11 protein-coding genes are annotated in these 12,323 nt (G+C 60.8%); 8 read left to right on the top strand and 3 right to left on the bottom strand.

Going from position 1 to position 12,323, the window contains the following annotated elements:
- The 5 genes from ACZM22_RS07200 to ACZM22_RS07180 all read left to right on the top strand — a co-directional run.
- On the top strand, positions 1-264 hold a 264-nt coding region (locus tag ACZM22_RS07200; RefSeq protein ID WP_489543586.1), incomplete at its 5' end, for an arsenate reductase/protein-tyrosine-phosphatase family protein.
- A complete protein-coding gene (locus tag ACZM22_RS07195) occupies positions 257-1,096 on the top strand; it encodes a KilA-N domain-containing protein (RefSeq protein WP_487816490.1) in 840 nt (279 codons plus the stop codon). The genes ACZM22_RS07200 and ACZM22_RS07195, both read left to right, overlap by 8 nt.
- Before the next feature lie 104 nt (positions 1,097-1,200).
- Positions 1,201-1,953, top strand: a complete 753-nt coding sequence (locus ACZM22_RS07190) for a hypothetical protein (RefSeq protein WP_487816489.1) — start codon at positions 1,201-1,203, stop codon at positions 1,951-1,953.
- 228 nt (positions 1,954-2,181) lie between these two features.
- A complete protein-coding gene (locus ACZM22_RS07185; protein ID WP_489543585.1) occupies positions 2,182-3,585 on the top strand; it encodes an MATE family efflux transporter in 1,404 nt (467 codons plus the stop codon).
- A 144-nt stretch (positions 3,586-3,729) separates the two neighbouring features.
- Complete coding sequence (locus ACZM22_RS07180) at positions 3,730-4,596, top strand: YitT family protein (protein WP_483267901.1); 867 nt, start codon at positions 3,730-3,732, stop codon at positions 4,594-4,596.
- A gap of 60 nt (positions 4,597-4,656) precedes the next feature.
- On the opposite strand, the gene ACZM22_RS07175 is transcribed toward ACZM22_RS07180, so the two are convergent.
- A complete protein-coding gene (locus ACZM22_RS07175; protein ID WP_489543584.1) occupies positions 4,657-5,622 on the bottom strand; it encodes a D-2-hydroxyacid dehydrogenase in 966 nt (321 codons plus the stop codon).
- Positions 5,619-7,205, bottom strand: coding sequence for an NAD(P)/FAD-dependent oxidoreductase (locus ACZM22_RS07170; RefSeq protein ID WP_489543583.1), 1,587 nt, complete (start codon positions 7,203-7,205; stop codon positions 5,619-5,621). Before ACZM22_RS07170 ends, ACZM22_RS07175 begins: the two co-directional genes overlap by 4 nt.
- 181 nt (positions 7,206-7,386) lie before the next feature.
- Between ACZM22_RS07170 and ACZM22_RS07165 the strand changes: the two genes are divergently transcribed.
- The 3 genes from ACZM22_RS07165 (at position 7,387) to ACZM22_RS07155 (ending at position 11,060) form a co-directional block, all read left to right on the top strand.
- Positions 7,387-8,766: a S1C family serine protease gene (locus ACZM22_RS07165; RefSeq protein WP_489543582.1), complete on the top strand. Its 1,380-nt coding sequence runs from the start codon at positions 7,387-7,389 to the stop codon at positions 8,764-8,766.
- Between the two features lie 250 nt (positions 8,767-9,016).
- Positions 9,017-9,367: an Asp23/Gls24 family envelope stress response protein gene (locus ACZM22_RS07160; protein ID WP_489543581.1), complete on the top strand. Its 351-nt coding sequence runs from the start codon at positions 9,017-9,019 to the stop codon at positions 9,365-9,367.
- Between the two features lie 25 nt (positions 9,368-9,392).
- Positions 9,393-11,060: a DAK2 domain-containing protein gene (locus ACZM22_RS07155; RefSeq protein WP_489543580.1), complete on the top strand. Its 1,668-nt coding sequence runs from the start codon at positions 9,393-9,395 to the stop codon at positions 11,058-11,060.
- Between the two features lie 100 nt (positions 11,061-11,160).
- On the opposite strand, the gene ACZM22_RS07150 is transcribed toward ACZM22_RS07155, so the two are convergent.
- Positions 11,161-12,315 carry a nucleotidyltransferase domain-containing protein gene (locus ACZM22_RS07150; protein WP_489543579.1) on the bottom strand — a complete coding sequence of 385 codons (1,155 nt, stop codon included), beginning with the start codon at positions 12,313-12,315 and terminating at the stop codon, positions 11,161-11,163.
- Positions 12,316-12,323 lie beyond the last annotated feature (8 nt).

Below are 12,323 nucleotides of genomic sequence, written 5' to 3'. Positions count from 1 at the left end.
GCACGGCAGTTGACAAATCGGGATTACGACGAATACGATCTCCTGATCGGCATGGACCAGGCCAACCTCCGGGATATGTACCGTATCTGCGGCGGCGACTACGCCGAAAAGATGTCCCTCCTGATGGATCACACCGCCCATCCAGGCAATGTGGCAGACCCGTGGTACACCGAGGACTTCGAGGCGACCTGGCGGGATGTGCTGGAGGGGTGTCAAGGACTTTTAAAAGAGTTAACTGCTGGGAGGTGCGGTGAAGATGGATAAGCTAATTGTTCGCGGAACAGAGATCAATGTGCAGTGGGATCTCAAGCGTGATGACTTTCTCAGCTTGACAGACATTGCAAAAATCAAGGATAATGACAATCCACGGTACATCATTCAAAACTGGCTTCGCAATAGAAACACCATCGAGTTTCTCGGTGTGTGGGAAACACTCTACAATCCAGATTTTAACCGTGTCGAATTCGATGCGTTTAGAAGTCAAGCAGGGCTGAACAGCTTTGTGATGACGCCACAGAAGTGGGTGGATGCGACCGGCGCCATTGGCATTGTTTCCAAGGCTGGCCGCTATGGTGGAACCTACGCCCATAAGGAAATCGCGTTTGAGTTTGCCTCATGGATCTCCGTGGAGTTTAAACTTTACCTGGTCAAAGAGTTTGAGCGGCTCAAGACCGAGGAAATGAAACAGCTTGGCTGGGATATCAAGCGCAACCTTGCCAAGATCAATTATCGCATTCATACGGATGCCATCAAAGAGAATTTGATTCCGCCTGAACTGTCTGCCCGTCAGATATCCTTGGTCTATGCCAACGAGGCTGATGTTCTGAACATGGCTCTGTTCGGCATGACGGCCAAGCAGTGGCGGGATTCCCATCCGGATCTCAAGGGGAACATCCGGGACTATGCGAATGTATCGCAGCTCGTGTGCCTGTCAAACTTGGAAAACTTGAATGCCGTGTTCATCAATGAAGGAATATCGCAGTCGGAACGGCTGGCGAAACTCAACGCCATTGCTATTAGTCAGATGAAGGTGCTGACGGAGGACCACAGATTGCTGCAGCTTGAATCGGCTGATGATACAGAGAAACCGCAATAAAGATTGAAGAGTCGTTTCGCACATCGTGATTTTCAGGTCGGGGTTCGAAAATCTATCCGTTATGAGATGTGATATAATAAAAAGCGGGCCATTGAGGTGAGAACATGAATAGCTTGCAACCTCCTTTTTCTGATATCGTCGGAGAAAGCAGTCCTGTCCAAAAAGCAATTAAATTGATATGGGAAATCTTTGCGAATCATCCATTACCCAATAATAAATCGATTGCATCGCAGTCAGCCGCTGAACAAATAGTATTACATCTGCTTGGAACCATGAATAGTATTGGAATGATCAATGCTGCTGGTTACCACTCTGCTGCTGTAACTCTCATGAGATCAATAGAAGACGCCTTAGACTGCTTGTTCGCAGTAGTTCAAAGTGACGTAAATGCAAACAAATGGCTTAATGACGAACTCAAGGCAAGCCAAGCAGCAAGAACGTGGACAGCAGATAAGGTGGTTGATCAATCCATTCCGCTTGGAGACTACAGAAAAAATATCAGACATGGACTAAACAAGTATAGCCACTGTTCTCCGAATCAGACAAGCTGGAATATTTATCGAAAAAGTGACGAGAAGGGCATGTGTAGACTTGAGCTTAATTATCAGCATGCAGTAATAAGTAAAAATGGATACTATGTTGATAGGTACCTTTGCATTCATTTATATGAGCTTATGGATAGTTTACCTCTTTACTATAGCGAGTATTTTGCAGATAAGGAGGAGCGAAGAAAACTCTTTGAAAAGCTAAAATATGATATTGAAACAATCATTAAAGACTTTTTGAATAGCATTGGGAGCGATAAGTTATACATGGATACTCCTCCTGAGCTTGAAGGGCTTAGCAACAGGAAATAACCCATAGAAATAAAAATCTATAGTGTTGAGTTATGACAGAAAAGCCTGAGCGATGCCATGCGGTGAAAGCCGCATGGCATCAGGCATATTTACCTCAGTTGACATGGTTGCCCCTGCCAACTGACGGCATCTCCAAACGACCCAGACCCCGACCGCTCCCCGGCAGTCGGGGCCATTTATCGGCTCTGAACGCCGCTGTCACCTCATCTTGAAAGGAGTGCAGCCCTCTTGGCCTCTGCCACCACCAAAGACATGACCCACGGCGTGCCCTGGCGGCTCATCGCCGGATTCGCCATTCCCGTTTTCCTGAGCCAGCTGTTTCAGCAGCTGTACAACACCGCCGACTCTCTGATCGTCAGCAACTTCCTAGGCGACAACGCGCTGGCCGCCGTCAGCGCCTCCGGCCCCCTGATCTTCCTGCTTATCAGCTTCTTCGCTGGCGCCGCCAGCGGCGTGGGCGTGGCCATCGCCCGCTATTTCGGCGCAGGGGACTATGACAAGGTGTCCCGAACCGTCCACACCGCCGTGCTGCTGGGCCTCATCAGCAGCCTGATCCTCACCGTCATCGGCGTACTGTTCACCCCTACGCTGCTGCTGTGGATGGACACGGATCCCGAGGTGCTGCCCGATGCCATCGGCTACTTCCGGTGCTACTTCGCCGGTGTGGGCGCGGGTGTGATGTACAACACCTTTACCGGTATCATGAACGCCCTGGGCGACAGCAAGCGGCCCCTGTACTTCCTGATCGTCTCGTCCGTGACCAATGTGATCCTGGACCTGCTGTTCGTGGCGGTGCTGCGGTGGGGCGTGTGGTCCGCGGCGCTGGCCACCATCATCTCCCAGGCGCTCAGCGCCGTGCTGTGCGTCATCCATCTGTCTAAGAAGGGCACCATCTATCAGCTGAAGCTGTCGGCCCTGCGGTTGGACGGCCCGCTGCTGCGGGAGATCTTGCGCTACGGCCTGCCCGCCGGTATCCAGAACTCCGTGATCGGCCTTGCCAACGTGGTGGTGCAGACCAACATCAACTCCTTCGGCAAGATGGCCACGGCGGCCTACGGCGCGTATTCCAAGATCGAGGGCTTCGCGTTCCTGCCCGTCACCAGCTTCACCATGGCCATCACCACCTATGTGGGCCAGAATCTGGGCGCGGGTATGAAGCCCCGTGCCAGAAAGGGCGCCATCTTCGGCATCGCGGCGGCGGCTATCATCGCCGAGCTCATCGGTATCGCCACCTATCTGGCGGCGCCGTGGCTGGTGCGGCTGTTCTCCCGTACCCCGGAGGTCATTGAGCTGGGCGTGCTGGAGACACGGATCATCTGCCTGTTCTACTGCCTGCTGGCATTCTCCCACGCCATCGCCAGCGTGTGCCGCGGCGCGGGCAAGGCCTTTGTGCCCATGTCCATCATGCTGGGCGTATGGTGCGTGTTCCGCATTCTCTACATCACCGTGATGATGCAGTGGCGGCACGAGATCGTCTACGTCTACTGGGCCTATCCCATCACATGGGCCATCAGCTCGGTGATCTACCTGTTCTACTTCCTGCTTTCCAACTGGCAGGACGGATTCGATCCCCAGCCGGAGGGGGAGGGCCACAAGCACCATCACCACTTCCATCTGGGACATCATAAGTGAGCGCAGCCGAAAGCGCATCCGCGGAAGCGGATGCGCTTTTCGTTTTTTCCCCGCCGGTGGTGGAATAAACGGCAGTAGACAAACAGCGTTCTGCATAGTATACTGTATATGCATTTTCATGAGAGGAAAGAAAGGACGCTGTTTATGACCGGAAAGATCAAGAGCATCGCTGCGCAGTACGCCATGATCACGCTGGCCTGCGCGCTGTACGCCGTGGGCTTCAACTGGTGCTTCGACCCCAACCACCTCAGCGTGGGCGGCTTCACCGGCGTGGCGCAGATCATTAATTTCTTCATTCCTCAGATCCCCATCGGCGTGGCCATTATCGTGCTGAACCTGCCGTTGTTTCTCCTGAGCTGGACCAAGGTGGGGCGGCACTGGCTGTACGCCACGCTGTACGCCACGCTGGTGAGCTCCGGCATGATCGATCTGCTGGCCGGTGTGTATACATTTCGGCCCATGGAGCCCATGCTGGCGGCGGTCTACGGCGGCGTCATCGTGGGCCTGGGCTGCGGTCTGATGCTGCGGTACAGCGCCACCACCGGCGGCACGGAGCTGGCGGCGCGGCTTCTGAAGCTGAAGCTGCCGGGACTGTCCATCGGTACGCTGTGTCTGGCCATCGATACCATCGTGGTGGTGTCCTACGCTGCGGTGTTCCGCGACCTGACCCAGGCGTTGTACGCCATGGTGGCACTGTTCATCATCTCCAAGGTGATGGACCGCGTGGTCTACGGCGGCAACGGTGCCAAAATGGCCTACATCATTTCCGAACGGTATGAGGAGATCACCGCCAAGCTGCTGGAGCTGGACCGCGGCGTGACGCTGCTGGAGGGGCGGGGCGGATACAGCGGCAAGGCAAAGAACGTGATCCTGTGCGCCTTCAGCCGCGCTCAGATCGTGGCCATCAAGTCCATCGTCAAGCAGGCGGATCCCGATGCCTTTATCATCGTGTGCGATGCCTATGAGATCCTGGGCGAGGGCTTCGGCGTCAACACTCCCAATGGGTTGTGAGAGAGCAAAGAGCCACCCGCAGTCGTAAGACTGCGGGTGGCTCTTTCTATCGTATGTACGTCAATAGCCGATCTTGCGGTCGACGTAGCGGGCCAGAGGACGGCCGGCGGCGTAATTCTCCAGATCCTCGCAGAACAGGGCCACATTCTTATCCCGCGTATAGCCCAGGCTCAGCTGGCCGGAGACGTGAGGCGTCAGCAGGAGGTTCTTGGCGTCCCAGATGGGGTCGCCGTCGGGGATGGGCTCCTGCACGAACACGTCCAGTGCCGCGCCGGCCAACTGCCCGGCGTTCAGGGCGTCCACCAGCGCGGGCTGGTCGATGGCGCTGCCGCGGCCCACATTGATGACGAAGGCGGTCTTGGGCAGCAGGGCGATGCGCCGGCGGGACAGGAAGCCAATGGTGTCCGGCGTGGAGGGCAGGGCCAGCACCAGCAGATCGGTGTCCGGCAGGAGGGACTCCAGCTGGTCATGGGTATGGACGCTGTCAAAGGCGGGGTCGGCGGGCTTCATGGTGCGGCGGACGCCGCGAATGGACTTGGCACCCATAGCCTTGGCGCGGCGGGCGAACTCGGTGCCGATGTCGCCGGTGCCCACCACGGTGATGGTGCTGCCCATGATGGAACGCATGGGCAGGACGGGGCCCCAGCGGTGGGCGGCGGCCTCCAGCACGTAGGCGGAAGCGTGGCGCAGCAGCATCAGCGTGACCATGATGAGGTGTTCGGCGATGGTGACGCCGTAGGCACCGGAGGAGTTGGTCAGGATCACGTCGGGGGAAGGGTAGAGGGCGTCATCCAGATAGGCATCCACACCGGCGAAGCTGCCGCAGAACCACTTCAGGCTGGTGAAGGTCCTGAGGGCGGCGCGATCCGGCATGCCATACAGCACCTCGTACTGCCCGGCCAGCTCCGCAGGCACGTGGCCGTCGGGATAATAGTCCGCGGCAAAGCCGCAGCGTGCCGCGGTGCTGTCGATCTGCGCATGGTGATGCGGCTCCAGAAAATCTCCGAGTACAGCAAGCTTTTTCATCGGTATACCTCCAGTAATTTTTCGGCGCAGCGCATACCGTCAGCAGCGGCGGAGAGGATGCCGCCGGCATAGCCGGCTCCCTCGCCGCAGGGGTATATGCCGCGAATATTGGACTCGTATCGGTCATCCCGCACCAGCCGTACCGGCGATGAGGAGCGGGTCTCGATGCCGGTAAGCAGGGCGTCGGGGTCGTCGTAGCCCCGCAGCTTCCGGCCAAGCTCCGGCAGAGCCAGGGCCAGCGTTTCGCTGATGAAGGCGGGCAGGCAGCGCCGCAGGTCGGTGTAGGTGACGCCGGGCAGATAGCTGGGCTGCACGGTACCTGCACCGGTGGAGGGGCGGCCCGCCAGAAAGTCGCCCACCCGCTGGCAGGGGGCGCGGTAATCGCCGCCGCCCAAGGCGAAGGCGGCGTCCTCCAGCTGCCGCTGAAGCCGGATGCCTGCAAGAGGATGCCCGTCGGGGAAATCGGCGGGTGTGACGTTTACCAGCAGGGCGCCGTTGATGTTCTCACGGTCACGGGCGTACTCGCTCATACCGTTTGTGACGACGCGCTGTTCCTCCGAGGCGGCGGCCACCACCTGCCCGCCCGGGCAGACGCAGAAGGAAAAGGCGCTGCGGCCGTTGGGCAGGTGGCAGGACAGCTTATAGGTGGCAGGCGGCAGAGCGGGATGGCCCGCCAGCTGCCGGTAGCGGGCGGCGTCCACCGCCGACTGGCGGTGCTCGATGCGGACGCCCATGGCGAAGGGCTTGGGCTCCATGGCGAGGCCGGATCCATACAGCGTCTCAAAGGTGTCCCGCGCGCTGTGGCCCAGAGCCAGGATCAGCCGCTGGGCGGGAATGGTGTAAAGGGAATCGCCTTGCCGGCAGGTGATGGCAGTCAAGGCCCCGTCCTGTGCGGTGAAGCCCTCCAGCCGCGCACCGAAGCGGATGTCCGCACCGGCGTCCAGCAGCTGCTGGCGCAGGTTCCGCAGGGCAATATGGAGCTTGTCGGTACCCACATGGGGCAGGGCGTCGGTGAGGATGCTCTCCGGTGCGCCGCAGGCCACCAACTGTTCCATGATGTAGCGGTGGCGGAGGTCGCGGGTGCCGGTGTTCAGCTTGCCGTCGGAGAAAGCGCCTGCGCCGCCCTCGCCGAACTGGACGTTGCTCTCAGTGTCCAGTTGGCCGGTGTGCCAGAAGCGTGTCACGTCCCGGCTGCGCTGCTCCACGGGCTGCCCGCGCTCCAGCAGGATGGGGCGGGCGCCGCAGCGGGCCAGTACCAGAGCGGCGAACAGGCCCGCGGGGCCTGCGCCCACCACGATGGGGCGCACCTCCGGCGGAGCCACGGGGGCGGGGAGGACGTAATGCTCCGGTACGTAGGCGGTGACGCGCTTATCGCGGCAGCGGCGGAGCAGGGCGGCCTCCTGCGGAGCGGAGACGGCCACGGTGTAGACGAAGGTCAGACCCTCCCGTGCATCGATGGCGCGGCGCAGCACCGTCAGGTCCCGCAGGGACGACGGGTCTGTCCGCAGCAGACGGGCGCACTTGGCCGTCAGGTCCGATTCCGGCTGGTCCGGCAGCAGGCGCAGTTGGTCGATCCGCAGCATGGCGTTCACCTCGTTTTCAAAAAGTTAAAATTTCCAGCGGAAACTTAAAGCTTGGATTAAGGAAAGTGTTTATCCTATAAGATAGAAAAAGAAATTTCCCGGCGGCGGTATCATACCACGAATTTCCCGCTGCCACAAGCATCAAAAATCATATGGTCCGCCGAAAGAGGAGGTATTTTTTATGTATTACAACGATGACTTCAGAAGCAGCGATCAGTATCGCTATACCAATCGGGATCAACTGCCCCACGACGACTACGCGCCGGGCCCCAACCGCGCACCGGCGCCTGCGCCGGAGTCTCCCAAGAAGCGGGGATTCTTCCACCGCACTGCCGTGAAGGTGACGGCGCTGATCCTGGCCTGCGCCGTGGCAGGCGGACTGGCAGGCTGGGGCGGCGCGGCCATCGCCGGGAGCAGTACGTCCAGGACCGCCATCCAGCAGAGCTCGCGCCAGCCCGTGTCGGTGCAGGTGAAGAACGTGGACGGTCAGACCAAGATGGAGCCTGCCGAGGTGTACGCCTCCGTGGTGAACAGCGCCGTGTCCATCAACTGCTCTGCCACCAGCACCAACATCTTCGGCCAGCAGACCCAGACTGCCTCCTCCGGCAGCGGCTTTATCATCACCGAGGACGGTTATGTGGTCACCAACTACCATGTTGTCAGCGGCGCCAGCTCTGTGGAGGTGACGCTGTACAACGGCGACACTTATGATGCCACCGTCATCGGCGGCGACAGCGACTACGATGTGGCGGTGCTGAAGATCAACGCCTCCGGCTTGCAGCCTGTGACGCTGGGCGAGAGCGCCGACGTCAACGTGGGCGACACCGTGCTGGCTATCGGCAACCCGCTGGGCGAGCTGACATTCTCCATGAGCCAGGGCATCGTGTCCAGCTGTGACCGCGCCATCAACGTGGACGGTACCCCCTTCAACATGATCCAGGTGGACTGCTCCATCAATCCCGGCAACTCCGGCGGCCCGCTGGTGAACCTGTACGGCGAGGTGGTGGGCATCGTGTCCGCCAAGTACTCCACTTACTCCAGCACCACGGTGGAGGGTCTGGGCTTCGCCATTCCCATCAGTGACGTGCGCAGCATCATCACCGACATTATGGAAAACGGCGCTGTGACGGATAAGGCCTACATGGCTATCACTGCCGGCACCATGAATGAGCAGATGGCGGCACAGTTCAATATCGACGTCACGGAGGGCGTGTTCGTCTACTCCGTGGTGGAGGGCGGCGCCGGTGACAAGGCCGGTCTGCGTCTGGGCGATGTCATCACCAAGATGGGCGACAAGACCCTGACCTCCCGTCAGGATCTGTCCGCGGCTATGAAGGGTTATCGCGCCGGTGATACCGTGACGCTGACGGTGTACCGTAGCGGGCAGTATATTGAAGTGGAGCTGACGTTTGACACCCAGCCCCAGACCACCGGCTCCGATGACAGCAGCCAGAGCAGCGACAACAGCTACGGCTACGGCAACGGCGGCAACAGCTACGGCGGCCAGATGCCCGACAACTTTCAGGAATTCTACAACTACTTCTTCGGTAACCGCGGCTGAGCGGCGCGGTGAAGGTAAGGGCTACGGAGAGCGGCACACCGTGCCGCTCTCCGCATTTTTGCGCGTTCGAACCGCTTTTTTCGCGGCGGCAGGCGGCGCAGGAAATTTCTCTTGTACTCCGGCGGGAAGTAGTATATAATATAACGTATTAAATTGGGCTTATTATTTTTGCTGCCATCCGCCGCGGCAAGCGGGCAGGTTCCTGCACCGGCGGGACGGATGGCGGTATTCCGCAGAAAGGAAGTCAGCTATGATAAAAGTCCCCACTGAGCAGGGCGAGATCACCATCAGCGATGCGGTGTTCACCACCATCACCGGCGCGGCGGCCACCAACTGCTTCGGCGTCAAGGGCATGGCACAGCGCAGCATGACGGACGGTCTGGTCCATCTGCTCCGGCCGGAGGCCATGAGCAAGGGCGTCAAGGTCACGTACAACGATGACCATACCGTTTCCATCGAGCTGCACATCGTGGTGGAGAACGGCGTCAACATCGCCACTGTCTGCCGCTCCATTATGAGCGAGGTCAAATATGTGGTCAATCTCAACACCGGCGTCACCGTGAAGGCGGTTAACGTCTGCGTGGATTCCGTCACTGTGTGACATCGCCGAGAAGGAGAATTAGGACATGACAGATAGGATCAGCGGCGGCGCCTTCAAGCAGATGGTCGCCTTCGGCGCCGCGTGCATCGCACAGCAGAAACAGACCATCAACGACCTCAACGTTTTTCCGGTGCCCGACGGCGACACCGGCACCAACATGTGCCTGACCATCCAGACGGCGGTGAACGAGCTGCGCAAGAATCAGCCCGCCACCGTGGAGGAGGCGGCCAAGATCACGGCCTCCGGCCTGCTGCGGGGCGCCCGCGGCAACTCCGGCGTCATTTTGTCCCTGCTGTTCCGCGGCATGAGCAAGGCTCTGAAGGGCGTGGCGGAGGCGGACGGCGCACAGCTGGCCGCCGCCATGCAGGAGGGCGTGGCCACCGCCTACGGCGCGGTGATGAAGCCCGCAGAGGGCACGGTGCTCACCGTGTCCCGTCTGGCTGCCCAGCGCGCGCTGGAGGCGGCAGGCGAGCGGAACGACGCCGACTATGTGCTGGAGGAGGCCATCAAGACCGGTTATGCCACGCTGGCGGAGACCACGGAGATGAATCCGGTGCTGAAGAAGGCCGGCGTGGTGGATGCCGGCGGCAAAGGCTACCTCATTATTTTGGAGGGCATGCTCCGTGCCCTGCGGGGCGAGGAGATCCCCGAGGTGGAGGAGCAGGCCGAGGAGAAGGCGGACTTTGCCGCCATCGGCGATGAGGACATCACCTTCGCCTTCGACACCGTGTTCATCGTGCGCAAGACCACGAACCGCCCGCTGGACGGCCTGCGGGAATATCTGGGCAGCATCGGCGACAGTCTGGTCATCGGCGAGGATGACGAATCCTTCAAGGTTCACGTCCACACCGACACCCCGGGCGACGCCCTGAACGAGGCCCAGAAGTACGGTACGCTGGAGCTGGCCAAGATCGAGAACATGCGCACTCAGGCGGCGGATCTGGCGGCGGGACGCAAGGCCCAGTCCACCGATGATCTGGACGCCATCGAGGAGGAACTGGAGAAGAACGCCTGCGCCGTGGCCGCACCGGAGAAGCGGTACGGCTTCCTGGCGGTGTGCGCCGGTGAGGGCCTGGCTGCGGTATTCCGCGACCTGGGTGTGGACCGCATCGTCTCCGGCGGCCAGACGATGAATCCTTCCACCGAAGCCATCCTGCGGGAGATCGATCAGACCCCCAGCGAGGTGGTGTTCGTTCTGCCCAACAACAAGAACATCATCATGGCGGCCCAGCAGTGCGTGGGCCTGTCGGAGAAGGAAGTCGTGGTAGTCCCTACGGCCACCGTGCCCCAGGGCATCTCCGCCATGATGAACGTGGACCCCGAGGAACCGGACGCCCAAGTGATCCTGCAGGCCATGACCGACGCTGCGGCCAACGTCACCACGGCACAGATCACCTACGCCGCCCGCAACTCCGATTTCGACGGGTTTGCCATCAACGAGGGCGACTATCTGGCCCTGTGCGATGGCAAGCTGATGGGTACCGACCGGAATCTGGACGTGCTGCTGGAGCGGCTGGCCCGCATGGCGTCAGACAAGGGCGCCGAGTTCATCACCATCTACGCCGGTGAGGGCGTGTCTGACGAGGACGCCGCCCGGGCTGCGGCCCTGTTCGAGACAGTGTGCCCTCAGGCGGAGGTCAGCGCCCTGCCCGGCGGGCAGCCGGTGTATTACTACATCGTGGCCATTGAATAGCGACAACAAAGCGTAATATTCGACGAGAATATTGCGGACGGTAGAGAAAAAGGACTCGTGAACGCCCTGTAAGGGTGGTCACGGGTCCTTTTGGTTTCGGTTACAGGTTCAGAACGGATAGGAGGGACTGGGTTTCCGACGCCTGCTGCCGCGGCGTGGCGCTGTTGCAGCGCAGCTCCCGCACGGAGCGCTTCAGGCCGCCGCAGAACACCAGCTTCCCCCAGCGGCGCACCTCCATCAGGGGGGTGAGCCAGCGGTGCTGCTCCAGCACGGGGTAGTGGTGCTTCAGGGTGTCGTAGGGCAGGAAGATGCGGGAGGCGGCGTACCGCAGCTTGCCGCCCTGCTTCTGCTGCTGCACCGTGATGCGGTTTTCCATGCTGCCGTACAGGCCACCGCGGAGGATGTAGGAGGTCATCTGGTCGGTGACGGCGGTGGGGGCCGCGCCGCCGAACCACACCTCCGACAGGAGCTCCGCCTGCTGGGCGAAAGCGGACAGGCCGCCCTCCGCCAAAAGGCGGTCGCGGCTCCGGCGGTCGAAGGGGATGCGGTGGGTCAGCACCCAGACATCCAGCAGTGGGCGGATGCCGCAGCCACCGGTGGAGACGAAGTGCTTGGCCATGTGGGCCATGTGGTAGAAGTAAAACAGATCGTCCGGCATGTCGTACCGAAGGGTGCTGTCCCCGTGGGGCACGGCGGTATCCCAGACGCGGCGCAGCACTGCGGCGGCGTCGTTCACCATGCCGTCCTCAATGAGGTCGTAGTGCAGCTCTATGTGGGAGCCGGCGGGGGCAGTGAGGGCCACATCGTGGGTGCTTTTCTCACCGATGGTGAAGCCATTCTCGCAGAGAAGGGCCACGGCGCGGTCCAGATCAGCGGGGTGTACCAGCACGTCGATGTCGCAGCTGGTACGCATCCACGGCTGGGGGTAGTACTGCCGCAGCACCGAGCCTTTCAGGGGCAGGAACGGTATCTGCCCGTGGGTGAGCAGGGCATCCAGCTGGGCCAGGTCGCTGCCCTGCGTCTCGCAGCGGTAGACGGCCAGCAGCACCTGCTTTTCAAAAGCGGCCCGCAGGGGACCGTCCGGCAGCAGGCCGCGGTGCAGCAGGGCGCTGCCGGCGAGGTGGGCCAGATCGTAGGTTTTAGACAGGGCGTACAGGTGTGCCGCCTCATCCGCCGTCAGGGCGGGGAGGGGCGGCTCTCCGCCGCAGACCTGACCGGTCAGCAGGGACATCATCACGCCGGTGATCCGGTCCATAGGGGCAC

The sequence above is a fragment of the Vescimonas sp. genome, assembly GCF_057856985.1.
Note: the sequence above shows the minus strand (reverse complement) of the source record. Positions and strands in the feature narration are given on the sequence as shown.

Bases quoted from the DNA above. Each gene is read 5' to 3' on its own strand.
- ACZM22_RS07160 (WP_489543581.1), top strand. From the start codon at position 9,017: ATGATAAAAGTCCCCACTGAGCAGGGCGAGATCACCATCAGCGATGCG.
- ACZM22_RS07170 (WP_489543583.1), bottom strand. From the start codon at position 7,205: ATGCTGCGGATCGACCAACTGCGCCTGCTGCCGGACCAGCCGGAATCG.
- ACZM22_RS07175 (WP_489543584.1), bottom strand. From the start codon at position 5,622: ATGAAAAAGCTTGCTGTACTCGGAGATTTTCTGGAGCCGCATCACCAT.
- ACZM22_RS07180 (WP_483267901.1), top strand. From the start codon at position 3,730: ATGACCGGAAAGATCAAGAGCATCGCTGCGCAGTACGCCATGATCACG.
- ACZM22_RS07195 (WP_487816490.1), top strand. From the start codon at position 257: ATGGATAAGCTAATTGTTCGCGGAACAGAGATCAATGTGCAGTGGGAT.
- ACZM22_RS07155 (WP_489543580.1), top strand. From the start codon at position 9,393: ATGACAGATAGGATCAGCGGCGGCGCCTTCAAGCAGATGGTCGCCTTC.
- ACZM22_RS07165 (WP_489543582.1), top strand. From the start codon at position 7,387: ATGTATTACAACGATGACTTCAGAAGCAGCGATCAGTATCGCTATACC.
- ACZM22_RS07190 (WP_487816489.1), top strand. From the start codon at position 1,201: ATGAATAGCTTGCAACCTCCTTTTTCTGATATCGTCGGAGAAAGCAGT.
- ACZM22_RS07150 (WP_489543579.1), bottom strand. From the start codon at position 12,315: ATGGACCGGATCACCGGCGTGATGATGTCCCTGCTGACCGGTCAGGTC.